The sequence below is a fragment of the Streptomyces sp. NBC_01261 genome (assembly GCF_036226385.1).
In the GTDB taxonomy this organism is placed as follows: domain Bacteria; phylum Actinomycetota; class Actinomycetes; order Streptomycetales; family Streptomycetaceae; genus Streptomyces.
This window is the reverse complement of sequence record NZ_CP108463.1, coordinates 7,253,406-7,275,729: the sequence shown is the minus strand read 5'-3', so window position 1 is coordinate 7,275,729 and position 22,324 is coordinate 7,253,406. Positions and strand designations below refer to the sequence as shown.

Here is a 22,324-nt window from a genome sequence, read left to right as displayed (position 1 = left end):
TCCCACGCCGGCAGCGCCTTCCCCGTCTGCTTCATCGTGTTGCGCGACTCACGGAACCACGACGGCAGGGCCTTGTCCGGCGACGCCCAGAAAGCGAGCTGGGCACCCGGCATCATCGACAGCGTCAACCCGGTCGCCAACTGCGCCAGGCCCTTCCACGCCTGCCCCATGGCGTCCCAGCCGCCGAACCCGACCAGCGTCCCCAGATCCTGGCTCGATCCGCGCGAGTCACGCATCAACGTCGACAGCGCCTGCGCCTGCGCCTGCGCACCGATGTCGAACTTTCCTCACCCGAGTTCGGGGAGGAACCGCCTCGCCCGCCGGTGACGTCAGCGCGCCGCCTGCGCCGTCGGCCCCTCCCGGCACACCAGCAGCAGAGCCCGGTCGTCGTTGACGTCCTTCGCGACCGCCTCGATCAGGTGCCAGGCCGCGCCGTGGAAGCCGCCGGCGACATAGCGGTCGGCCTCGCCGGTGAGGCGGTCTATGCCCTCGACGATGTCGCGTTCGGAGGTCTCCACCAGGCCGTCCGTGAACAGCATCAACACGTCCCCGGGCCGCAGCGATCCCTTCACAGGGTCGAACTGCGCGCCGTCGTACACACCCAACAACGGCCCTTCCGCCGCCTTCTCCTCCCAGCGACCGCTGCCCGCGCTGAGCTGGAGGCCCGGCGGGTGGCCGGCGGAGAAGAGTTCGTAGTCGCCGGAGTCGAGGTCCAGGACGAGGTGGATCGAGGTCGCGAAGCCCTCGTCCCAGTCCTGGCGGAGGAGATAGCCGTTGGCGGCGGGCAGGAACGCGTGCGGGGGCAGGGAGCCGAGCAGGCCGCCGAAGGCGCCGGAGAGGAGCAGGGCGCGGGAGCCCGCGTCCATGCCCTTGCCGGAGACGTCCGTGAGGACCACCTCCATGGTCCGACCACCGTTCGTGCGGGCCGCGACCACGAAGTCCCCGGAGAACGACTGGCCGCCCGCCGGCCGCAGCGCCATCTCCCGGTGCCAGCCCTGCGGGAGTTGGGGCAGCTTGCTCTGCACCCGGATCCGCTCGCGCAGGTCGAAGAGCATGGTGCCGCCGCGCCGCCAGGGCACGCCCACCCGGCTGCGGAACTGCGCGATCAGCAGCCCGAAGAAACCGCACGCGGCCACCACGAGCACCACGCCCGGGGTCACCCGCGCCGGGCCCTCGGTGTACGGGCCGAGCTTCACCGACTCCACGATCAGACCGGTGGCCGCCGCCGCGTACAGGCCGAGCAGGCTCGCGGGGCGCAGCAGCAGGCCGCCCGCGACGATCGGAAGGACCAGCGCGGCGGCCGAGAACCACACCGCGTTGGCGAGGGTCATGGCCACGATCACCGGGATCGTGATCAGCAGCCCGGCCAGCGCGACCCAGTCCGAACCGTCCCCGCGGAAGTAGTCCACGGCACTTCTGCGCAGGCCGGTGCGGACCCGGTGAACCAGCTTCTTCAACCGGGCCGTGAACGTGTCGGCCTCCGCGCGCCGCTCTCGTCCTGCTGCCATTAGTTCGGGACCCTATCCATCCGACCAGCCGCTTGGCACGGGAGGTCCCACTTGTCCCCCCTGCGAGGTTCAACTTCACAGTGAACTTCACCGGAGGCCCTCGTGGAGGCGCCCGGCGGAAATTCCCTGGCTCGTCCCGCAATGCGCTGGTAGGCATGGTCCATGGGGACAGTTGCGAGAAACACACCGGCCGGGCCGACCGAGCTGCGGGTACTGCGCCAGGACGAGTGGAACACCTGGTACGACAACCTTGTCAACGCCTTCGGCGGCATCCCGGAGTCGCCCGAGGAACGTGAGCTGTGGCAGCGGCTCACCGAGTTCGACCGCTCCCTCGGCGTCTGGGACGGGGACACGTGCGTGGGGACGGCGGGCGCCTTCAGCTTCCGGCTCACCGTGCCCGGCGGCGCCTCCGTGCCCGCGGCCGGCGTCACGATGGTCAGTGTCGCCGCCACGCACCGGCGGCGGGGCATCCTGAGGTCGATGATGCGCCGGCAGCTGGACGACGTACGGTCCTGGGGCGAACCGCTGGCCGTCCTGACGGCCTCCGAGCCGGAGATCTACGGCCGCTTCGGGTACGGCATCGCGACGATGACCACGACCGCCGAGATCGACACCGACCGCGTCCGGCTCTCGGTGCCGCCGGGCACGGACGACGTACGCCTGCGCTACGCCGAGCCCGCCGCCGTACGGGACCAGTGCGAGGCGGTGTACGCGCGGCTGGTGGCCGGGCGGCCGGGGATGTTGGCGCGGCGGCCCGGGTGGGAGGAGCTGCCGCTGCTGGACCCGGAGAGCGAGCGCGAGGGGGCCTCGCCGCTGCGGTGCGTGGTCGCGGAGCGGGACGGTGAAGTCGTCGGCTACACGCGGTACTTCGTCAAGCCCGAGTGGGACATCCAGGGCCCCAAGGGGACCGTACGGCTGCGGGACATGGCGGCGCTGGACCCGGCGTCGTACGCGACGCTGTGGCGGTTCCTCTGCGAGATCGACCTGACGGGGAAGGTGGCGATCCACAGCCGGCCCGTCGACGACGCCTGGCAGCATCTCGTCTCCGACATCCGGCGGTGCTCGATCCGGCAGCGGGACTCGTTGCACGTACGGCTGGTGGAGCTGGGGGCCGCGCTGGAGGCGCGCACCTACCAGGCGCCCGTGGACGTCGTGTTCGAGGTCGCGGACGCCTTCTGCCCCTGGAACGAGGGGCGTTGGCGGCTCACCGGCGACGCGAAGGGCGCCGCTTCCTGCAAGCGCACCGAGGAACCGGCCGATCTCGCGCTGTCCGTAAGGGAGTTGGGGTCCGCGTATCTCGGCGGGGTGTCCCTCGCGTCCCTCGCGGGGGCCGGGCGGGTGCGGGAGCTGCGGGCCGGGGCGCTGGCCGAGGCGTCCTTGGCGTTCGGGTCGACGGTCGCGCCCTGGCTGCCGCACGGGTTCTAGCCGTACTACTGGACGCCCCTACGACTGCTGGCAGTCGGGGCACCAGAACAGGTTGCGGGCGGCGAGGTCGGCGGTGCGGATCTCGCCGCCACAGATGTGGCAGGGGCGGTTCGCCCTGCGGTAGACGTAGACCTCGCCGCCGTGGTCGTCGACGCGCGGCGGGCGGCCCATCGCCTCGGGGGTGTGTTCGGGGCGGACGGTGTCGATGCGGTTGGTGCGGACGCCCTCGCGCATCAGCGCGACGAGGTCGGTCCAGATCGCGTCCCACTCGGCGGGCGTGAGGTCCTTGCCCGCGCGGTACGGGTCGATGCCGTGCCGGAAGAGGACCTCGGCGCGGTAGACGTTGCCGACGCCCGCGATGACCTTCTGGTCCATCAGCAGGGCCGCGATCGTCGTACGGCTGCGGGAGACGCGCCGGTACGCCGAGCTCGGGTCGGTGTCCTCGGGCGGGCGCAGGGGGTCGGGGCCGAGGCGGTCGTGTATCGCCCGCTTCTCGGTGTCCGTGATCAGGGCGCAGGTGGTGGGGCCGCGGAGATCGACGTACGACGTGTCGTTCGCGAGGCGCAGGCGGACGGTGTCCGTGGGCGGGGGTGCGGGGGTTCCGCCGAAGCTCACCTTGCCGAACAGGCCGAGGTGGATGTGGATCCACTCCTCGTCCCGGAAACCCAGGAACAGGTGCTTGCCGTGGGCTTCCGTGCGGGTGAGTTCCGTACCGGTCAATAGTGCTGCGGCGTCGCTGAACTTGCCCTGGGGACTGGTGACTTGTACGGCTCGGCCGGTGAAGTGACCGCCGTAGTCCAGTGCGAGCCGGTGGATCGTGTGCCCCTCTGGCACCTGACGGACTCCCTTTCCCACCTGCCCACCCGTCTCGGTCAGTTGACGGGTGGGCCTTGAAAAGCGTGCCTACTGCTGCGGATGGTGCGCCGGAATCTCCGGCAGCTCCCCCGTCGCCTCGTACTTCGTCAGCATGTCGATCCGCCGCATGTGCCGCGGGTCCTCGGAGAACGGCGTACCGACGAAGGTCTCGACGAACTTCGTCGCCTCCTCCTCCGTGTGCATCCGCGCGCCGACAGCCACGACGTTCGCGTTGTTGTGCTGACGGCCGAGCGACGCCGTCTCCTCGCTCCAGGCGAGGGCCGCCCGCACGCCCTTGACCTTGTTCGCCGCGATCTGCTCGCCGTTGCCGGAGCCGCCGATGACGATGCCGAGGGCCTCGGGGTCGGCGGCGGTGCGCTCGGCGGCGCGGAGGCAGAAGGGCGGGTAGTCGTCCTGGGCGTCGAAGATGTGCGGCCCGCAGTCGACGGGCTCGTGGCCCGCCTCCTTGAGCCACTCGACGAGGTGGTTCTTGAGTTCGAAGCCCGCATGGTCGGAGCCGAGATACACGCGCATGCGTCGAGTGTGACACGGCTGTTTCCGGGAAGCAGCTCCGGGGCCCGACCTCGTTAAATACAGGCAACACCTCGCAACCTCAAGGAAACCTCAAGTAACGATCTGGATTCAAAGGTTCAGGAATTCCTTGGCCTCCGATTCACTGGACCGACTTGTACGCCGCTCGTACGAGCACCCCCACCGGCATCCCAACCGGCGTAAAGGAATTCCCCCCATGACTGCCCCCATGACTGATGGTTCCGGCCTCCAGGCAGGACTCAAGAACCGACATCTCTCGATGATCGCGATCGGCGGTGTCATCGGCGCCGGCCTGTTCGTCGGCTCCAGCTCGGGCATCGCGACCGCGGGCCCCGGCATCCTGCTCTCCTACGCGCTCGTCGGCACGCTCGTGGTGCTGGTGATGCGCATGCTCGGCGAGATGTCGGCCGCGAACCCCACCTCCGGCTCGTTCTCGGCGCACGCCGACCGCGCGCTCGGCCGCTGGGCCGGTTTCTCCATCGGCTGGCTGTACTGGTTCTTCTGGGTCGTCGTGCTCGCCGTCGAGGCGACCGCCGGCGCCAAGATCCTCGAAGGGTGGATACCGGCCGTACCGCAGTGGGGCTGGGCGCTCATCGTGATGGTGGTACTGACCGCCACGAACCTCGTGTCGGTCGGTTCCTACGGCGAGTTCGAGTTCTGGTTCGCCGGGATCAAGGTCGTGGCGATCGGCGCGTTCATCGTCGTCGGCGCGCTGGCGATCTTCGGCGTGCTGCCCGGCGCCCACACCGACAAGGCGGGCCTCGGCAATCTCACCGACCACGGCGGCTTCCTGCCGAACGGGCCCGGCGCGATCCTGACCGGCGTGCTCCTGGTCGTCTTCTCCTTCATGGGCAGCGAGATCGCCACGCTGGCCGCCGGTGAGTCCGAGGACCCGCAGCGCGCGGTCACCAAGTCGACCAACAGCATCATCTGGCGCATCGGCGTCTTCTACCTCGGCTCGATCTTCATCGTCATCTGCCTGCTCCCGTGGAACGACCCGTCGATCAAGGCGCAGGGCTCCTACGTCGCCGCCCTCGACTCCCTCGGTATCGCGCACGCCGGCCAGATCATGAACTTCATCGTGCTGACCTCGGTGCTGTCCTGCCTCAACTCCGGTCTCTACACGGCCTCCCGCATGGCCTTCTCGCTCGGCGGCCGCGGTGACGCGCCGAAGGCGTTCGCCCGGACCACGTCCCGCGGTGTGCCGATGGCGGCGATCATCGCCTCCGTCGTCTTCGGGTTCGTCGCCGTGTTCTTCAACTACGCCTTCCCCGACACCGTCTTCCTCTTCCTGGTCAACTCCTCAGGCGCGGTGGCCCTGTTCGTGTGGCTGGTCATCTGCGCGTCCCAGCTGCGCATGCGCCGGATCATCGAGCGCGAGTCGCCGGAGAAGCTCGTCGTGCGGATGTGGCTGTACCCGTATCTGACCTGGGCGACGATCGCCCTGATCGTCTTCGTCCTCGGCTACATGCTCACCGACACGGAGGGCGAGAGCAGCGGCCGTACGACCGTTCTGCTGTCCCTGCTGGTCGCGTTGGCGGTCGTGGCGGTGTCGGTGATCAAGGAGCGGGTGCGGGGCGGAGAGGCGGTCGCGACCGCCGAGACGGATACCGACGCGGACAAGGTGTCTGTGGGTTGAGGGAGTTCGCCGAAGCCGTTCACAACACGACGAAGCTGTTCTTGACCTTGTCGTAGGTCTTCAGGGCCTGGGTCTCCACGCCCGGCTGGTACCAGGTGTTGATCTGGTACGACTTCCCGTCCTCGTCGAAACCGAGCAGCCGGGCGTGCCACGGGACGCCCTTGAGCGTGAACGTGTACTCCCAACTCACCGCCGGATAACCGCGGAACGTCGTCCTGTCGAGGCGGATCTTCCGGTAGCTCTTCCCCTGATGGGCGCTCCGCTCCGAGGCCTCCCAGGTCTCCATCAGGTCACCGCGCGCGAGCGACGACTTGCCGACGAGCTCCTGGGTGCCGTCAGGGGATGTGTAGTGCACCTCGGCCCCCGTCTTCAGATCCCGCCGCCACCCTTTGGGCGTCGCCCACGCGAACCCGCCCGCCTCGCGGTGCGTGCCCGGGGGCAGGGTCGGAGGGCGGGAGGTGCCCTCGACCGTGGGGGACGGGGAGGTGGCCCTGGATGTGGACGGTTCGGTCGACGTCGCCGGCGTAGACGAAGTAGATGAAGTAGACGAAGTACCGGACGGGCCGCTGGAGTTCGCGAGGATCGTCCCGAGGACCGCACCTGCGGCCACCACTGCGGCAGCGGCGGTCAGTCCGATACGGCGGCGGCTGCGCGACGAGGCCTCGGAACGGGGCAGCCGGGCGGGGTGGGGACCCAGGTCGAGTCGCTGGGGAGCCGGGCGGGGCGAGCGGGCCGGGTGGTTGCCGGGAACGGGGTCGGGGCCAAGGCCGGGGTGTGGTGGTGCCGGACGCGGGGCCGGCGGGTGGGCCGGGAGGGGCACGGGCTTCCGCTCGGTCAACGCGGCGGCTCGTTCGGCGAGTTGAGCGTCCTCGCTGCGCCCGGCTTGTTCGGCGGGCTCGGCTTGTTCGGCGCGGACAAGGGAGACGCCCGTCCTGCGTGGCGCAGCTCGCCGGGAGTTGTTGGACGAGGCCTCGGAGCTCAGCTCGGAGGCGGCTTCGACAGCGGAAGCCGGTTCCTCTACGGCGGGACGCTGCGTCGGTATCGCGTCCTCGACGGGGTGACGGTCAAAGTCTGGGTCGTAGATCCGGGGATCGCGTGCCGCGCGGACGAGTGACGGTGCCAGGAAGGCCGGGGTGGGTGACTCCTGATAGGCACCTGGCTCCTCCGTCGACTCCCCTTCCACCGAACCGGGTTCCTCGACCTCCGACGGAGACGCCACCCGCACCAACGCCCGCTCCAGCTCCCCCACCCCCGGCCGGGCCTCAGGCTGCTTCCGCAGCAGCTCCGCGAGGATGTCGCGCAACGGGCCGGCGGCCGACGGGAGTTCGGGCTCCTCGTACAGAACCGCGTGCAAAGTGGCCAGTGTCGTGTCGCGGGAGAACGGTGAACGGCCGCCGAGCGCCGCGCAGAGGGTCGCGCCGAGGGACCAGATGTCCGAGGGCGGTCCCTGGGGATGGCCGGAGATCCGCTCGGGTGCCATGTAGTCGGGCGAGCCCACCAGCATGCCGACCACGGTCAGCGCCGTGGCGTCCTGGATCGCGGCGATGCCGAAGTCGGTGAGCACGACGCGTCGACCGCGGCTCTCGACGAGCACGTTGCCGGGTTTGATGTCGCGGTGCAGGACGCCTCCCGCGTGCACCTGGCGCAGGGCGGCCACCAGGCCCAGTCCGATGCGGGCGACCTCGCGCGGGCCGAGCGCGCCGTCGTCCGTCAGGATGCGTTCCAGGGAGCGCCCGGCGACCAACTCCATGACGATCCACAGGCGTTCGCCCTCGTCGACGACGTCGTAGACGCGCACCACGTTCGGGTGGTCGATGCGGGCCGTCGCCCTGGCCTCGCGCAGGGTGCGCTCGCGGCGGGTGCGGGTGTCCTCCGCGTCGAGGCCGTCGATGCGCATTTCCTTGACCGCGACCTGCCGGTCGAGCATTTCGTCGGCGGCTCGCCACACCCGCCCCATTCCCCCCTGACCGATACTCTCGACCAGCCGATAGCGTCCGGTCACCAATAGTCCCGGAGTACCGCCGCTCCCCATGTTCCCCGAATTTCCCATATTCCTCGGCAATCCGCCGCACCCCCACAATGGTCACACTTCATGCCGTACCAGCATAGTGCGGAGAAATCTTGTGGTACCTCTTCAAGTACTGCGAATTCAGGCACGGTCGCAGGGGGATATCAGGGGAACACAAGGGGGACGAACATGAGTTCTCGTCGTGCGACGGCCATTGCCACGGCCGTCACGGGATCGCTGCTCACGGCATCTTTCTCGGCGGTGATGATCCTTTCCTTCACCGCCTCGGCGGATGACCAGGGACCGGGGAGCGGCAAGGGCGGAAAGGCGATGGACGCGGCTCCGGCGGGAGTGGAACTGACCACGCTCCTGCCGGAGAAGATCTCGGTCGACAACAGTTCGAAAAAGACGGCGATCACCGCCACGGTGAAGAATGAGGGGACCAAGGAGAGCGGCGATCTCCATCTCCTGGTCGTCGGTTTCGACGGCCTCAAGGTCACCAATGTGCAGGGCTGTTCGGCGATCGGAGAAAAGGATCTGCCGCCCGGTTCGAACAGCGGATTCAAGTGCTCCGTCGGCGCGCTCGCCGCGGGCAAGTCGAAGTCGTACGCCGTCGACGCGACGTACGACCTGAGCAAGGCCGGGAAGATCTGTCTGCCGGTGATGTCCGCCGACGGCAAGAAGACCTTCTGGCAGCAGGGCCCGGTCCCGTTCGGTACGACGAACCCGTCGCCGAACGCCCCGGCCACCCCGTTGCTGCTCGGCACCGACAACAAACCGGTGGCACCGGGCGGCGACACGCTGCCCAAGACGGGCGTCGGCGATGACGTCCTGCCCCTGGGCGCGGCCGGCGCGGCACTGATCGCGGCGGGCGCGGCGGGCCTGTACTGGTCCCAACGGCGGCCGGGGCAGCGCCCGTTGGAAAGCTAGGGCAGGGGGGAGGGCCGGGTAGCGGGAGCACTCGGCCCTCCCCCTTCTCACCCGCACCGGAAAGCCTGACGGCACATGTCAGGTAATGCGGTGAGCATGACCTCATGGACCACACACAGCCGCTCACCCTCCGCCCCACCGACCCCGGCTACGAGGAGGAACTCGCCGGTTTCCAGACCGGGTTCACCCAGCGCCCCGCCGTGATCCACGGCGCTCGCTCGGCCGACGACGTGATCGCCGCCGTACGGCACGCGGCCGTCGAGAACCTGCCGGTCGGTGTCCACGCCACCGGGCACGGGCTGCCGGGTGGCTCCGAGGGCGGGGTGCTGATCACGACGAGGCGGATGGACGGGGTCCGGGTCGACCCCGAGGCACGTACCGTCCGGGTCCAGGCGGGCGTGCGCTGGGGGCAGGTCGTGGCCGCAGCCGAACCCCACGGTCTCGCTCCGCTCAACGGATCCGCGCCGAGCGTGGGTGCCGTGTCGTACACGCTGAGCGGTGGACTGGGCATCCTGGCGCGGGAGTTCGGGTACGCGGCCGATCACGTCCGTTCCCTCGACGTCGTCACCGCCGGCGGTCGACTCCGGCGGGTGACAAGGGAGTCGGAGCCCGACCTGTACTGGGCACTGCTCGGCGCCGGTCATGCCTTCGGTGTCGTCACGGAGTTGGAGATCGACCTCGTCCCCGTGCGGACGCTCTACGGCGGTTCGCTCGCCTTCGACGGGCGGGAGGTCGATCCCACGGCCCTGCTGCGGGCGTACGAGGAGTGGACGCGGACCGTACCGGACGAGCTGACCTCGTCCTTCGCCGCCGTACCGTATCCGGACATCCCGGCGCTGCCGCCGCATCTGCGCGGGCGGTACGTGCTCTCCGTGCGCGTCGCCTATACGGGCACCGCAGACGACGGGGACCAACTGGTCGCGCCGCTGCGGGAGTTCGGGCCGGTGCTCGCGGACTCGTTGCGGGAGATGCCGTACGCCGAGAGTCACACGATCCACAGTGACCCGCCCGAACCGCACGCGTACTACGGGGACAGCGCGGTGGTGAGCGAGCTGGATGTGGCGCTGGTGGGCGAGGTGCTGTCGCTCGCCGGCCCGGACGCGGCCTCGATGTGTGTCGTCCAGGTCAATCATCTCGGCGGGGCGCTGGCGAGGCCCGCGCCGAACTCGGTGCCGTATCGCGAAGGGCGGTTCCTGGTACGGATGGTGGCGGTCGGGGAGCGGGCGTCCGCCCGTGCGCAGCTCGACCCGGCCTTCGCGCTGCTCGCGCCCGTGACGCTCGGGCGGACGGTCACCTTCGCGTTCGGGGCCGGTGATCGGAGCGCGGGGCTGTACGACGCGGAGACGCGGAAGAGGCTCGCCGAACTCAAGTCGCACTACGACCCGGCGAACCTCTTCCGCGGGAACCGCCTTGTCAGCTCTGCTTGTTGACGAACTTCCAGGCGGTCGGCGTCGCACCCATCGCGAGGGCCGCCTTCAGGGCGTCGCCGATGAGGAACGGGGTGAGGCCGGCGGCGAGCGCGGCGCTCGTCGAGAGGTCGAGGCTCAGCGCCAGGTACGGGACGCCGATCGCGTAGATGATCGCCTCGCCGAGCAGCATCGTGCCGGCCATGCGGAGCACCGAGCGGTCGGCGCCGCGGCGGGCCAGGGCGCCGACGGCGGCGGAGGCGAGGAGCATGCCGACGATGTAGCCGAAGGAGGCGCCGCCGCCGGAGGTGCCCTCGGCGAACCACGGCACGCCGGCGAGGCCGAGCAGCGCGTACAGGGCGAGGGAGAGGAAGCCGCGGCGGGCGCCGAGGGACGTGCCGACGAGCAGCGCGGCGAAGGTCTGGCCGGTGACCGGGACCGAGGAGCCCGGCACGGGCACGGCGAGCTGGGCGGCGAGGCCGGTGAGCGCGGCGCCGCCGAGCACGAGGGCGATGTCCCGGACGCGGGAGGCGGGCAGCAGGTCGGCGAGGACCTGGCCCGGGCGGGCGGTGGCGACGGCGGTACTCAAGGGGGACTCCGCAGGTTGACGGGGGTACGGGGGGACTTTGTGACGCTATCCCGGGGCCCTCGGTCCGATCACCGTCAGCGTTCGACAAAGGGTTCGACGGGGACTTGGTGGGCTCCGGACAAAGGATGCCCGTTACACGCGCTCGGGCGTGACGCCGGTCACGCGGACCTCGTGCCGTCTCGCACACCGGCACCGTCGCCAGCTCGCGCACCGGCCGCCGTGCCGTCTCGCACACCGGTCACCGTCTGGGCAGCCGTGGGCCGTTTTGCTAGCTTCGACCGCATGGTTGCCCAGGCCCGGAACTTCGCGTCGCGTCGCTACGTCGACCTGCGACGCCAGGCCGCGGCGACCTGTTACCGCCCCTGAGGCGGGCGGAGCGGATCCGGTGCGCCTCCCATCCGAGACGGCGCACTGTCGGACCCGTTCCCGAGGAAGATCCCCATGCCCCGTACCGCGGCACCCCTTCTCGCCTTCCACTCCCCCAACTCCCCCGTTCCGCGCGCCGCCGACAGCGACCGGCGGCGCACCAACGCGAGCGTCATCCTGCGCTCGGTGCTGGAACACGGCCCGGTGGCCCGCTCCACCATCTCCCGGCTGACCGGACTGTCCCCGGCATCGGTCACCGACTACTGCGCCCGCTTCACCGAACTCGGGCTCATACGGGAGTCCGCCACACCTCAACGCTCGAAGGGTGTGGGCCGGCCCCATGTGCCCGTCGACCTGGACGCGTCACGGTTCGTTGTGGGCGGAGTCCATGTGGCGGTGCCCTACACGACGGTCGCCCTGCTCGATCTGCGCGGGCGCGTGGTGGCCGAGCGGCGGATCGGGCACGACAGCTCCCTCGCCGATCCGGCCCGGGTGCTGGCGCGGGCCGCCGAAGGGCTGGACACGCTGCTGACGGAGGCGGCCGGGGCCACCCCGCTGGGTGTCGGGGTCGCCGCCGGCGGCTGGGTCGACCGGGACTCCGGGACCATCGTCGACCATCCGCTGCTGGGCTGGCGGGACGTGCCGGTACGCGAACTGCTCGGCGCCCGCACCGGGCTGCCGGTCCATGTGGACGGCCACGCACGGGCGTTGGTGAACGGCGAGCGGCTCTTCGGGCGGGTCCGCGGCAGCCGTAGCGTGCTGCATCTCTTCGTCGGCAACGTGGTCGACGCGGCCTTCGCGACCAACGACGAGGTGCACCACGGGCCGCGCTCGCAGGCCGGGGCGATCGCCCATCTGCCGTTGCGCGGCGGCACGGAGCCGTGCGGCTGCGGACGTGTCGGCTGCCTCCAGGTCGAGCTGAGCGAACGGACGTTGTGCAGGCGGGCCCGGGAGGCGGGGATCGTCGACGGGGTGAACCCGACCCACGTCGTGACCGCGGCCGAGCGCGGAGACCCCGTCGCCGTACGGCTGTTGACGCAGCGGGCGCGGATGGTGGGGCGGGCGGTCGGGCTGCTGCTCGACATCCTCAACCCCGAGACGGTGGTCGTCACCGAGCTGGGTGTCATACGGCGGGAGGACTGCCTGCGCGCACTGCGCGAGGAGGTCGGGGACGCGCGGGCGTCGGCCGTCGTACCGACGAGCTTTCCGGATTCCGTGCTGGCGGTGGCGGGCGGTTCGGTGATGCTCGACGTGCTGTACCGGGATCCCTTGAGCGTGTGACCGAGTCTTTCACCGGGGCGTATTTAATTCAGAAACTCGGAATGTTGACAGGGGGCTCGCATGACCGGGAACATCCTGGTCATGAGCCTGCAGATGAGTTGTCGCACTTCTTGTTGCTGACCCGTTGACGCGCCCCGGGCGCCGGTCTCATGCTGCCTGAATTTCCTTCTCCGGACTGGTCCGTCTTTCTCCGTCCGTGAATTCCGCGTGCGTTCCCGCGTTCCCGCGACTTTTGATCAGGGAGTCCTCCCATGCCTCATTCCCGTGCGCCCGGCGTCGACCGGCGGCTCTTCCTCACCTCCGTGCTCGGTGCCGCCGCAGGCATCGCCGGCCTCAGCGGCTGTGCCACGAGCAGTGCCGCGGCCGCCAAGTCGGGGGCCGGACTGTCCGCCCCGCTCGCCGAGAAGGTCCCGTCCGGCACGAGCCTGAGGATCTCCTCGTACCTGAGCACCCAGCAGCTCCAGTTCAAGCTGGCGAAACTGCCCAAGTTGCCCTTCACCGTGTCGAGTTGGGTGAACATCGGGGCCGGTCCCGATGTCATCAACGCGTTCCGCGCCAAGTCCCTGGACCTCGCCAACAACGCGGGCATCCCGCCGATCCAGGCGCACTACCAGGGCTACGACGCGAAGATCGTCGCGATCGACGTCACCCGCAAGCCCAACTACCTCTTCGCCACCAAGCCCGGCAGCGACATCCACACGGTCGCCGACTTCAAGGGCAAGAAGCTGGCGTTCTCGCAGGGGCAGGCCCAAGGCGTCGTACTGCTGCGGGCGTTGAAGGAAGCCGGGCTGAAGTACGACGAGGTGAGACTGGTCCCGCTCACCAGCAACCAGTTCTTCACGGCCCTCCAGTCGGGCCAGGTCGACGTCGCCCCGCTCGCCAACAGCCAGGCACCGGCGTACCTCAAGCAGTACGAGGCGAAGGGCGCCCGCGCGATCACCACCGATGTCGTAGACCTGCTCAATCTGTTGTGGGCGCCGTCCGCCGTGCTGGCGGACCCGGCGAAGGCGGCCGCGATCGCCGCCTACATCCCGCAGTGGGCACAGGGCCAGGTCTGGCAGTACGAGCATCCGGACGCCTGGAACGAGGAGTTCTACGTCAAGACGCAGAACCTGACCCTCGCGCAGGCCAAGTCGGTCACCGCGCTCGCCAACAAGCCGTTGTTCTCGCCGAGTTGGGACGAGGCCGTGAAGTGGGAGCAGGAGACCGCCGATCTGCTCGCGGAGGGCGGCTTCGTGAAGGAGTTCACGGTGGACTCGCTCTTCGACCGGCGCTTCGAGGGGATCGCGGCGAAGGCCGTGGCGGCGGAGTACCGGAGGTGACGGCCGTGACGACCTCCACGTCCCCGACGACGGACGCGTCCGTCGCAACCTCCGTACCGGAGACCGCAGTCGAGGGGAGCGCGGCCGTACGGCGGAGGCGACGGCGCGGGCTCGCCCCCGGCAAACGACTGCCCGCCTCCCGGGCCGTCGGACCCGTGCTCTTCCTCGCCCTGTGGGCCGTCGCCTCCGCCGCCGGGCAGTTGGACCCGGCCGCGATCCCCGCGCCCTGGACGGTGTTGAAGACCGCCGGCCGGCTGTGGACGTCCGGCACGCTCCCCACGGACATGCTGACCTCGCTGGAACGCGCCGCCTACGGCTTCGCGCTCGGCCTCACCGCCGGTGTCGTCCTCGCGCTGGCGGCCGGGCTGAGCCGGATCGGCGAGGCGCTGATCGACGGGACCGTGCAGCTCAACCGGGCCATCCCCACCCTCGGCCTCATCCCGCTGTTCATCCTCTGGCTGGGCATCGGCGAGACCTTCAAGATCGCCATCATCGCGATCGTCGTCTACATCCCGATCTACCTCAACCTGCACGCCGCGCTGTCCGGCATCGACCACCGCTATGTCGAACTGGCCGAGGTCCAGGGGCTGTCGAGGCTCCAGTTCGTCCGCCAGATCGTCATCCCCGGCGCCCTGCCCGGCTTCTTCGTGGGCCTGCGCCTCGGGGTGACCGGTTCCTGGCTGAGCCTGGTGGTCCTGGAGCAGATCAACGCCACCAGCGGCCTCGGTTACATGATGTTCCAGGCCCAGAACTACGGCCAGTCGGACGTCATCCTCGTCGGCCTGCTGATCTACGGCGTGTTCGGCCTGGTCTCCGACAGCGCGGTCCGTCTCGTCGAACGGAGGGTGCTGTCATGGCGCCGCACACTCAGCAGCTGACCACCGCGACCGCCGTCCCTACGGTTCCCGCGGTCCAACTCCGCTCTCTTACAAGGTCGTTCGACGGGCGTACGGTCCTCGACCACATCGATCTGGATCTGCCCGCCGGGCAGTTCACCGCGCTGCTCGGGCACAGCGGTTCCGGCAAGAGCACGTTGCTGCGGGCCATCGCGGGGCTCGACCACGAGGTCGTCGGGAGTGGTCAACTCACCGCCCCTGAGCGGGTGTCGGTGGTTTTCCAGGACTCCCGCCTGCTGCCGTGGCGGCGCGTTCTCGACAACGTGCTGCTGGGCACGGAGGGCAAGGAAGCCGCCGCGAAGGGGCGCGAAGCCCTGGCCGAGGTGGGGCTCGCCGGGCGGGAGCGGGCCTGGCCGAACGAGCTGTCCGGGGGTGAGGCGCAGCGGGCGGCACTGGCCCGTTCGCTCGTCCGTGAGCCTGAACTCCTGCTGGCGGACGAGCCGTTCGGGGCACTGGACGCGCTGACCCGCATCCGGATGCATGTGCTGCTCCGGGAGCTGTGGGAGCGGCATCGGCCCTCGGTGCTGCTGGTCACCCATGACGTGGATGAGGCGATCGTGCTTGTGGATCGGGTGCTGGTGCTGGAGGAGGGGCGGATCGGGCTGGACCTGGTGGTCGACCCCGAGGTGCCGCGTGCGGAGTACCGGGAGCGGTTGCTGGCGGCGCTCGGTGTGACGTCGGATTCCCGGTGAGCGTCGGCTGGTTGGTGAACGTCCGCTGGTTGGTGAACGTCGGCTGCTCGTGCCGCCCGCTGGGGGCCGCGCCCCCAGACCCCCATCGGCCCTGAAGGGGCCTCGTCCTCAAACTCCCCCAGAGGGGGACCCCCAACGGGCTGATTCACCCACCCTGAACCCTCACCTGAAGGACCTCCCATGCCCCGCCAACTCCACCTCAACGCCTTCCTCATGAACACCGGTCACCACGAGGCCTCCTGGCGTCTCCCGGAGAGCAACCCCTACGCCCACGTCGAGCTGGAGCACTACACGCACCTCGCCCGGATCGCGGAGCGCGGCACCTTCGACTCCCTCTTCCTGGCAGACGGCCCGCAGTTGTGGAGCAACCTCGCCCAACGCCCCGCCGGAGCACTGGAACCCCTCACTCTCCTCACCGCGCTGGCGACGGCCACCGAGCACATCGGCCTGATCGCCACGGCGTCCACGTCGTACAACTCCCCCTACAACCTGGCCCGTAGGTTCGCCTCGCTCGACATCATCAGCGGCGGCAGGGCGGGTTGGAACATCGTCACCACCGCCGGTGCCGAGGCCGCCCGGAACTTCGGTCTGGAGCACGAGCCCGCGCACGCCGAACGGTACGCGCGGGCAGCCGAGTTCCTCGATGTGGCGCTGAAGCTCTGGGACAGCTGGGAGGACGACGCGATCGTCGCCGACAAGGCGGCCGGCGTGTGGGGCGACGACGCGAAGATCCACCCGCCGCGTCACCAGGGGACGCACTTCAGTGTCGCGGGTGCTCTCAACGTCCCCCGCTCACCCCAGGGTTATCCCCTGCTCGTACAGGCGGGTTCGAGCGAGGACGGCAAGGCGTTCGCGGCGCGGTACGCGGAGGCGGTGTTCACGGCGCAGCAGACCCTGGCCGATGCGCAGGCCTTCTACAAGGACCTCAAGTCCCGTACGGCGGCGGCCGGCCGGGACCCCGAGCACATCAAGGTGCTGCCCGGCATCGTCCCGGTGCTCGGTTCGACGGAGGCCGAGGCGCGGGCCAGCGAGCGGCTGCTGGAGGACCACATCGTGTACACGCACGGCGTGGACCGCTTGGAGCGACTCCTCCAACTACCCCCAGACACGCTGGAGTTGGACGCCCCACTCCCCGCCGATCTGCCTCCCGAGGACTCCATCGAGGGCGCGAAGAGCCGCTACACACTCGTCGTCGAACTGGCCCGCCGCGACCGGCTGACCGTACGGCAACTCATCGGCCGACTCGGTGGCGGGCGCGGGCATCTCACCTTCGCCGGTACCCCGGAGCAGGTCGCCGACGCGATCGAGTCGTGGTTCACGCAGGGCGCGGCCGACGGCTTCAACATCATGCCCGCGGTGCTGCCGTCCGGCCTCGACGCCTTCGTCGACCACGTCGTCCCGCTCCTCCGCACCCGCGGCCTCCTCCGCACGGAGTACGGCCCACGCACGACCCTCCGGGAGCGCTACGGCCTCCCCCGCCCCACCAACCAGTACGCCCGACCCGCGCTCGTCTGAAAGGACTTCACATGTCCATCGAGATCCAGAAGGTCACCGCGAACATCGGCGCCCGCGTGTCGGGCGTGGACATCAACAAGCCGCTGAACGAAGAACAGACAACCGCTCTCCGCGAGGCCCTCAACGTCCACAAGGCCCTGGTCTTCGACGACGTCCACCTCGACGACGAGGGCCAGGAGGCCTTCGCCCGCCACTTCGGCGACCTCACCACCGCGCACCCCACCGTGCCCGCGGTCGACGGCGCCCCGAACGTCCTGCCCGTCGACAGCGAGCGCGGTCGCGCCAACCACTGGCACACGGACGTCACCTTCGTCCTCAACCCGCCCCAGGCCAGCACCCTGCGCAGCATCACGATCCCGCCGTACGGCGGCGAGACCCTGATCGCCAGTTCGGCGGCGGCCTACCGCGACCTCCCCCAGCCGCTGCGCGTCCTGGCGGACACCCTCTGGGCGGAGCACACCAACGACTACGACTACGCCGTACCGGAGGAGGAGATCGACGACGAGAAGGCGGCCCAGCGCGCCCAGTTCACGTCGATCACGTTCCGTACGGTCCACCCGGTCGTCCGCGTCCACCCGCTGACCGGCGAACGCGGCCTGTTCATCGGGGGTTTCGCGCAGCGGATCGTCGGCCTGTCCGCGGGCGAGTCCCGCAAGATCCTGGATCTCCTCCAGGCGTACGTCACCCGCCCGGAGAACATCCTGCGCTGGCGCTGGTCCCCCGACCAGCTCGTCCTCTTCGACAACCGCATCACCCAGCACTACGCCATCGACAACTACGACGACCAGCCCCGCCGCCTCAACCGCGTCACCGTCGCCGGCGACATCCCGGTCGGCATCGAGGGCAAGGAGAGCTACTCGATCGAGGGGGACGCGTCGCACTACACGTCGGTGGCGGAGTAGCCACACAGAGCCTTCTCGCTGCTAGGTTGTAGTTGCAACCTATGTGCAACAAGGCTCGAAGGGGATCGATCCGCCATGCCCGTCTACACGCTGCCCGACCTGCCCTACGACTACTCCGCGCTCGCGCCCGTGATCAGCCCCGAGATCATCGAGCTGCACCACGACAAGCACCACGCGGCGTACGTCAAGGGAGCCAACGACTCGCTGGAGCAGTTGGCGGAGGCGCGCGACAAGGAGCGGTGGGGGTCGGTCAACGGCCTGGAGAAGAACCTGGCGTTCCACCTCTCCGGCCACATCCTGCACAGCATCTACTGGCACAACATGACGGGCGACGGCGGCGGCGAACCGCTGGCCGCGGATGGCGTCGGCGGCCTCGCCGACGCCATCACCGACTCCTTCGGCTCCTTCGCCGGCTTCAAGGCCCAGCTCACCAAGGCCGCCGCGACGACGCAGGGTTCGGGCTGGGGCGTCCTCGCCCACGAGCCGTTGAGCGGCCGTCTGATCGTCGAGCAGGTCTACGACCACCAGGGCAACGTCGGCCAGGGCTCGACCCCCCTCCTCGTCTTCGACGCCTGGGAGCACGCCTTCTACCTCCAGTACCGGAACCAGAAGGTCGACTTCATCGACGCGATGTGGGCGGTCGTCAACTGGCAGGACGTGGCGAGGCGTTACGAGGCGGCGAGGTCCCGGCAGACGATCCTGCCGGTATGACCCCATGAAGCGTCCTGCCTCGTGATCGTCTTCTCACCTTTCACGCGGGCGGGCGGATGAACAGGAGGACCCCCGCGAGGACGTGACTCGCGGGGGTCCTCCTCACCTCACTTCGCCTCGAAGGCGTGCCTCACCGGTTCCCGGTCCTTCTCGGGGAGCGCCAGGTCGAACGTGCCGTCGGCGGTGACGAGTTCGTAGCGCTCGAACTTCGGTCCCAGCGGCAGCTTCACACCGGTGGGCTTGAGGGAGAACGGCGGTCTCAGGCTCGCGGTCCGCTCTCCCCGCCGGTCTGTCCAGACCGGTTCCTCCCCCACGGCCAGGCGCAGTTGTCCCGATCTGAGGCGTGCGATCTGCCTGCCCTTGCCGACCGAGGACATGGCTGCCCCGCCGATGCTCTTCGTGAACCCCGCGACAAGCAGCGCCTGCCCGTTCTCGAAGTCCTCGATGTCCTGCGCGGACGCACGCCGTCGGATCCACCCTTTTTCGGCCGTCGATCACACAGGCACGTTAAGCGAGAGGAACGCCGTCCCACCCGGCGCCATCCGGATCTCGGACACCGCCGCGTTGCGCAGCTGCGGGAACACCCGCCGGTACTCGCCGAGCGGAATCCCTAGCAACCGGCACAGCACCAGGCGGAGCAGGGTGTTGTGGGCCACGATCAGGACGCGTTGGTCGGGGTGGGCGACCGCGATGCGGCGCAGGGCGGCGGTGCCTCGTTCGGCGGCGGCCGGCGGATCCTCGGCCTCCGGGAAGGGATTCGCCACCGGGTCGGACCGGAAGGCCTCCGCCGCCCCGGGGTTCTCCGCCGCGAACTCCGCGAGGGTACGGCCCTCCACCACGCCGAAGTCACATTCGCGCAGGGCGGGTTCGGTGTGGGGGGTGAGGTTCAGGGCGCGGGCGGCGGGGGCCGCCGTGCGGACCGCTCGGGAGAGGGGGGACGTCCAGATCGCGTCGACCGGGTGGGCTGCGGCCCAGCGGCCCAGGGCTTCCGCCTGCGCGACCCCCGTGTCCGTCAGGGCGACGTCGCTGATGCCGGCGTAGCGGTTCTCGGCGTGCCAGGTGGTCTGGCCGTGGCGGGCGAGGAGGAGGGTGGTGGCGCTCATGAGTCGATCGTGTCCTGGTTCAGGCGGGTGCGGGTGTGGGTCGCGAGCGGGGTCGGCAGCCAGCCTCGGGTCTCCAGTTCGTCCACCAGGCGAGCGTACGGCTCGGTGAAGCGGGCCGTGTGGGACGCGCGGGGTTCGAGGACCGTTCGGATGCGGACCATCCGGTCGGCCACATCCGGCAGAGCGATGCCACCCGTCCCCGTTCCGTACGCCGCCAACACCGCCATTCCCAGGGCGGGTTCGATCTGTTCCGGCACTCGGGCCGGGCGGCCGAGGATGTCGACTCGGAGCTGGTTCCAGTACGCGCTGCGGGCCGCGCCGCCCGTGAAGGTGAGGGGGCCGTCCATCAGCGCGCCCAGGTGGTGCAGGTAGTCGAGGCACAGGCGCTCCGTGAACGCCACGCCCTGCAGTACCGCCGCCCATCGGTCCGCCTCGGACGCCGGGGTGCCGAGTGTGAAGGCGGTGGCCTCCGGGGCCAGGAACGGGAAGCGTTCTCCGGGCGAGGCCAGGGGATACGTCAGGGCGTCCGACGGTTCGTACTCGGCCGCCCGGATGTCCATCTCCGACGGGTCCGGCCCCACCGGCAGCGCCCCCGCGCCCACACTCGACGCCCCGCCCGGCAGCCAACTGCCGTCCGGTGACCGGTGGTTGTAGACCACCCCGGCGTCGTCCCGGACGGGGTTCGCGGATGCTCCCTTGAGAACCAGGGTGGTGCCGAGCACCGAGTTCCAGGCGCCGGAGCGCAACGCCCCCGACGCGATCTGGGCCGCACAGCCGTCCGTCATCCCCGCGACGACCGGGGTGCCCGCAGGGATGCCGGTCGCTTCCGCGGCGGCCCGGCAGACCTCGCCCAGCCGGGTGCCGGGGCGGACGACCTCCGGCAACACCGCGCCCAAGTGGGCCAGTTGGGGCGGCCACGCCTCGCGCTCCGCGTCGTAGCCCGTCTTGAGGGCGTGGCTGGAGTCGGTCGGGACCACCTCTCCCGTCAACCGCGCGGTGATCACGTCGGGTTGGTGCGTCACCCGGGCCGCCTGCCCCCTCCCCTCCTTCCACCCGTACGCGTCCAACAGCCACAACGCCTTCGGCAGTGCCCAGCTCGTCTGCCTCCCGACCCGCGCCGCCTCCTCCACCGCGCGCCCGTCGTCGTACATCAACCCCTGTGTGAGCGGGCGGCCTTGGGCGTCCGTCAACAGGACGGTCCCGGAGGTGCCGCACACCGCGAGGCCGCCGATCGCCCGTACCCGTGAGGATCCCTGCGACATCGCGGCCCGGGACGCCGTGCACACCGCCTCCCACCACTCCCCCGGGTCCTGTTCGTGCCGTACGCCGTCCCGGTGGTTGGTCAGCGGGGCGGTGCCCGCGCCGAGGACCGTGCCGTCGGCCGTGACCAGCAGCGCGCGGACGCTCTGCGTGCCCAGGTCGATCCCCAGCCACGCCTCGGCTTCGCAGTCGAACATCATCCGGACCTCCCACAGGGGTTACGCATTCGTCGTTCCCCGTTCATCGTGGCGGAGAGGGAGGGAGCCCCACGATGACCGAGACCCTGCGTGTCGTCGCCGCCGGTGACCATTTCGTACTGCCTTCGCTGATCACGTCGGCCGTCGCCGAGGAACTGCGCGAACACCCCTTCGCCGTGCGCGAGTTGACGCTCGGCTGGCCCCTGGAGCCCTTCGGGCCCGTCGGTGAGGTGGAGGAGGCCGGCGATGCCGAGGACGAGGTGATCGACGCCCTGCGGAGCAGCGGCGGCCAGGTGCTCGTCACCCAGATGGGCCCGGTCACCGAGCGCGTGCTCGCGGCCTGCCCGGATCTGCGGCTGGTCGTCGTGTGCCGGGGCGGTCCCGTCAACGTCAACCTGGACGCGGCGAAGACCCACGACGTACGGGTGTGCTTCGCGCCGGGGCGCAACGCCGCCGCGACCGCCGAGTTCACCATCGGGATGATGCTGGCCGCCCTGCGGCGCATCCCGCAGGCCCATGAACTCCTCTCCGGGCAGGGGAGTTGGGAAGCAGGGGCCGCCTACTACACCTACGAGCAGAGCGGGTTGGAGCTGGAGGATCTGCCGGTCGGGCTCGTCGGGTACGGGGCCGTCGGCAGCCGGGTGGCGCGGGTGCTCTGTGCCTTCGGGGCGCGCGTGATGGTGTACGACCCGTATGTGCACGGCGAGATCCACGGACTCCGGGTCAGCGGGCTGGACGAGCTCCTCCGGCGTTCCCAAGTCATCACGCTGCACGCCCGGTTGACCCCGGAGACGCGTGGTCTGATCGGTGCCCGCGAGCTGGCGCTGCTGCGGCCCGGCGCGGTGGTGGTGAATGTGGCGCGGGGTCCGTTGCTGGACGAGGAGGCGCTGTGCGACGCGTTGGAGCGCGGGCAGGTGTCGGCTGCCGCACTGGACACCTACGCGCGCGAGCCGTTGCCCGCCGGGGCACGGCTGTTCGGCTTCGCCGACCGGGTCACCCTGACCCCGCATCTCGGGGGCGCGTCCCGGGCCGTGGCCGAGAAGGCGGCGCGGATCGCGGCGGCGGAGGTGGGACGGTGGGCGCGTCGGGAGCCGCTCGCGCACGAACTGGGGTGAGGGCCCACCAACATTCACTGTCCCCACGCGTCGGCCGCGAGGGAGCCGTAGG

At 70.2% G+C, this 22,324-nt stretch carries 20 protein-coding genes; 12 read left to right on the top strand and 8 right to left on the bottom strand.

Going from position 1 to position 22,324, the window contains the following annotated elements; all coding sequences use genetic code 11:
• Positions 1 to 329 precede the first annotated feature (329 nt).
• On the bottom strand, positions 330 to 1,508 hold the full coding sequence (locus OG226_RS32380; protein ID WP_328683350.1) for a PP2C family protein-serine/threonine phosphatase: 1,179 nt from the start codon (positions 1,506 to 1,508) through the stop codon (positions 330 to 332).
• Between the two features lie 162 nt (positions 1,509 to 1,670).
• Here OG226_RS32380 and OG226_RS32375 point away from each other — a divergent pair, with 162 nt between their 5' ends.
• Positions 1,671 to 2,933 carry a GNAT family N-acetyltransferase gene (locus OG226_RS32375; RefSeq protein ID WP_329350886.1) on the top strand — a complete coding sequence of 421 codons (1,263 nt, stop codon included), beginning with the start codon at positions 1,671 to 1,673 and terminating at the stop codon, positions 2,931 to 2,933.
• Between the two features lie 18 nt (positions 2,934 to 2,951).
• Here the strand turns inward: OG226_RS32375 and OG226_RS32370 are convergent, their stop codons facing one another.
• Positions 2,952 to 3,767, bottom strand: a complete 816-nt coding sequence (locus OG226_RS32370) for an Fpg/Nei family DNA glycosylase (RefSeq protein WP_329350885.1) — start codon at positions 3,765 to 3,767, stop codon at positions 2,952 to 2,954.
• A 69-nt stretch (positions 3,768 to 3,836) separates the two neighbouring features.
• Positions 3,837 to 4,322: a ribose-5-phosphate isomerase gene (locus tag OG226_RS32365; protein WP_328683347.1), complete on the bottom strand. Its 486-nt coding sequence runs from the start codon at positions 4,320 to 4,322 to the stop codon at positions 3,837 to 3,839.
• 214 nt (positions 4,323 to 4,536) lie between these two features.
• On the opposite strand from OG226_RS32365, the gene OG226_RS32360 reads away from it, so the two are divergent.
• Positions 4,537 to 5,979 carry an amino acid permease gene (locus tag OG226_RS32360; RefSeq protein ID WP_443066926.1) on the top strand — a complete coding sequence of 481 codons (1,443 nt, stop codon included), beginning with the start codon at positions 4,537 to 4,539 and terminating at the stop codon, positions 5,977 to 5,979.
• A 19-nt stretch (positions 5,980 to 5,998) separates the two neighbouring features.
• On the opposite strand, the gene OG226_RS32355 is transcribed toward OG226_RS32360, so the two are convergent.
• Positions 5,999 to 7,927 (bottom strand): serine/threonine-protein kinase, encoded by a 1,929-nt coding sequence (locus OG226_RS32355; protein ID WP_443067014.1) that lies wholly within the window; start codon positions 7,925 to 7,927, stop codon positions 5,999 to 6,001.
• Between the two features lie 249 nt (positions 7,928 to 8,176).
• Here OG226_RS32355 and OG226_RS32350 point away from each other — a divergent pair, with 249 nt between their 5' ends.
• Both OG226_RS32350 and OG226_RS32345 read left to right on the top strand, forming a co-directional pair.
• The gene (locus OG226_RS32350; RefSeq protein ID WP_329350883.1) at positions 8,177 to 8,917 is read left to right on the top strand and encodes an LPXTG cell wall anchor domain-containing protein; all 741 of its coding nucleotides are present in this window, start codon (positions 8,177 to 8,179) and stop codon (positions 8,915 to 8,917) included.
• 104 nt (positions 8,918 to 9,021) lie between these two features.
• Positions 9,022 to 10,347, top strand: coding sequence for an FAD-binding oxidoreductase (locus OG226_RS32345; RefSeq protein WP_329350882.1), 1,326 nt, complete (start codon positions 9,022 to 9,024; stop codon positions 10,345 to 10,347).
• Here OG226_RS32345 and OG226_RS32340 read toward each other — a convergent pair.
• Positions 10,331 to 10,912 (bottom strand): biotin transporter BioY, encoded by a 582-nt coding sequence (locus OG226_RS32340; RefSeq protein ID WP_329350881.1) that lies wholly within the window; start codon positions 10,910 to 10,912, stop codon positions 10,331 to 10,333. The two genes, OG226_RS32345 and OG226_RS32340, sit on opposite strands and share 17 nt — an antisense overlap.
• Before the next feature lie 441 nt (positions 10,913 to 11,353).
• On the opposite strand from OG226_RS32340, the gene OG226_RS32335 reads away from it, so the two are divergent.
• The 7 genes from OG226_RS32335 to OG226_RS32305 all read left to right on the top strand — a co-directional run bounded on the left by OG226_RS32335 (position 11,354) and on the right by OG226_RS32305 (position 18,597).
• Positions 11,354 to 12,559 carry an ROK family transcriptional regulator gene (locus OG226_RS32335; protein WP_329350880.1) on the top strand — a complete coding sequence of 402 codons (1,206 nt, stop codon included), beginning with the start codon at positions 11,354 to 11,356 and terminating at the stop codon, positions 12,557 to 12,559.
• 251 nt (positions 12,560 to 12,810) lie between these two features.
• Positions 12,811 to 13,881, top strand: coding sequence for an ABC transporter substrate-binding protein (locus OG226_RS32330; protein WP_329350879.1), 1,071 nt, complete (start codon positions 12,811 to 12,813; stop codon positions 13,879 to 13,881).
• Entirely contained in the window at positions 13,878 to 14,759 is an 882-nt protein-coding gene (locus OG226_RS32325) for an ABC transporter permease (RefSeq protein WP_443044818.1), read from the top strand. The genes OG226_RS32330 and OG226_RS32325 overlap by 4 nt, the downstream gene beginning before the upstream one ends.
• Positions 14,735 to 15,469 carry an ABC transporter ATP-binding protein gene (locus OG226_RS32320; protein ID WP_329350878.1) on the top strand — a complete coding sequence of 245 codons (735 nt, stop codon included), beginning with the start codon at positions 14,735 to 14,737 and terminating at the stop codon, positions 15,467 to 15,469. Before OG226_RS32325 ends, OG226_RS32320 begins: the two co-directional genes overlap by 25 nt.
• Positions 15,470 to 15,649: 180 nt before the next feature.
• Entirely contained in the window at positions 15,650 to 16,984 is a 1,335-nt protein-coding gene (locus OG226_RS32315) for an LLM class flavin-dependent oxidoreductase (RefSeq protein ID WP_329350877.1), read from the top strand.
• An 11-nt stretch (positions 16,985 to 16,995) separates the two neighbouring features.
• On the top strand, positions 16,996 to 17,886 hold the full coding sequence (locus tag OG226_RS32310) for a TauD/TfdA dioxygenase family protein (RefSeq protein ID WP_329350876.1): 891 nt from the start codon (positions 16,996 to 16,998) through the stop codon (positions 17,884 to 17,886).
• A 75-nt stretch (positions 17,887 to 17,961) separates the two neighbouring features.
• Positions 17,962 to 18,597, top strand: coding sequence for a superoxide dismutase (locus tag OG226_RS32305; protein ID WP_329350875.1), 636 nt, complete (start codon positions 17,962 to 17,964; stop codon positions 18,595 to 18,597).
• Between the two features lie 107 nt (positions 18,598 to 18,704).
• On the opposite strand, the gene OG226_RS32300 is transcribed toward OG226_RS32305, so the two are convergent.
• The 3 genes from OG226_RS32300 to OG226_RS32290 form a co-directional block, all read right to left on the bottom strand.
• The gene (locus OG226_RS32300; protein ID WP_329350874.1) at positions 18,705 to 18,974 is read right to left on the bottom strand and encodes a hypothetical protein; all 270 of its coding nucleotides are present in this window, start codon (positions 18,972 to 18,974) and stop codon (positions 18,705 to 18,707) included.
• 117 nt (positions 18,975 to 19,091) lie between these two features.
• Complete coding sequence (locus tag OG226_RS32295) at positions 19,092 to 19,700, bottom strand: histidine phosphatase family protein (protein WP_329350873.1); 609 nt, start codon at positions 19,698 to 19,700, stop codon at positions 19,092 to 19,094.
• The gene (locus OG226_RS32290; protein WP_443067013.1) at positions 19,697 to 21,157 is read right to left on the bottom strand and encodes an FGGY-family carbohydrate kinase; all 1,461 of its coding nucleotides are present in this window, start codon (positions 21,155 to 21,157) and stop codon (positions 19,697 to 19,699) included. Before OG226_RS32290 ends, OG226_RS32295 begins: the two co-directional genes overlap by 4 nt.
• A gap of 74 nt (positions 21,158 to 21,231) precedes the next feature.
• On the opposite strand from OG226_RS32290, the gene OG226_RS32285 reads away from it, so the two are divergent.
• On the top strand, positions 21,232 to 22,272 hold the full coding sequence (locus OG226_RS32285) for a 2-hydroxyacid dehydrogenase (protein ID WP_329350871.1): 1,041 nt from the start codon (positions 21,232 to 21,234) through the stop codon (positions 22,270 to 22,272).
• Positions 22,273 to 22,324: the final 52 nt, after the last annotated feature.

What these genes read in the sequence shown, in the direction of transcription:
- OG226_RS32365 (WP_328683347.1), bottom strand. Translation starts at nt 4,322, where the DNA reads ATGCGCGTGTATCTCGGCTCCGACCATGCGGGCTTCGAACTCAAGAAC.
- OG226_RS32380 (WP_328683350.1), bottom strand. Translation starts at nt 1,508, where the DNA reads ATGGCAGCAGGACGAGAGCGGCGCGCGGAGGCCGACACGTTCACGGCC.
- OG226_RS32310 (WP_329350876.1), top strand. Translation starts at nt 16,996, where the DNA reads ATGTCCATCGAGATCCAGAAGGTCACCGCGAACATCGGCGCCCGCGTG.
- OG226_RS32375 (WP_329350886.1), top strand. Translation starts at nt 1,671, where the DNA reads ATGGGGACAGTTGCGAGAAACACACCGGCCGGGCCGACCGAGCTGCGG.
- OG226_RS32300 (WP_329350874.1), bottom strand. Translation starts at nt 18,974, where the DNA reads ATGTCCTCGGTCGGCAAGGGCAGGCAGATCGCACGCCTCAGATCGGGA.
- OG226_RS32345 (WP_329350882.1), top strand. Translation starts at nt 9,022, where the DNA reads ATGGACCACACACAGCCGCTCACCCTCCGCCCCACCGACCCCGGCTAC.
- OG226_RS32320 (WP_329350878.1), top strand. Translation starts at nt 14,735, where the DNA reads ATGGCGCCGCACACTCAGCAGCTGACCACCGCGACCGCCGTCCCTACG.
- OG226_RS32350 (WP_329350883.1), top strand. Translation starts at nt 8,177, where the DNA reads ATGAGTTCTCGTCGTGCGACGGCCATTGCCACGGCCGTCACGGGATCG.
- OG226_RS32360 (WP_443066926.1), top strand. Translation starts at nt 4,537, where the DNA reads ATGACTGCCCCCATGACTGATGGTTCCGGCCTCCAGGCAGGACTCAAG.
- OG226_RS32295 (WP_329350873.1), bottom strand. Translation starts at nt 19,700, where the DNA reads ATGAGCGCCACCACCCTCCTCCTCGCCCGCCACGGCCAGACCACCTGG.
- OG226_RS32335 (WP_329350880.1), top strand. Translation starts at nt 11,354, where the DNA reads ATGCCCCGTACCGCGGCACCCCTTCTCGCCTTCCACTCCCCCAACTCC.
- OG226_RS32290 (WP_443067013.1), bottom strand. Translation starts at nt 21,157, where the DNA reads ATGTTCGACTGCGAAGCCGAGGCGTGGCTGGGGATCGACCTGGGCACG.
- OG226_RS32285 (WP_329350871.1), top strand. Translation starts at nt 21,232, where the DNA reads ATGACCGAGACCCTGCGTGTCGTCGCCGCCGGTGACCATTTCGTACTG.
- OG226_RS32305 (WP_329350875.1), top strand. Translation starts at nt 17,962, where the DNA reads ATGCCCGTCTACACGCTGCCCGACCTGCCCTACGACTACTCCGCGCTC.
- OG226_RS32315 (WP_329350877.1), top strand. Translation starts at nt 15,650, where the DNA reads ATGCCCCGCCAACTCCACCTCAACGCCTTCCTCATGAACACCGGTCAC.
- OG226_RS32330 (WP_329350879.1), top strand. Translation starts at nt 12,811, where the DNA reads ATGCCTCATTCCCGTGCGCCCGGCGTCGACCGGCGGCTCTTCCTCACC.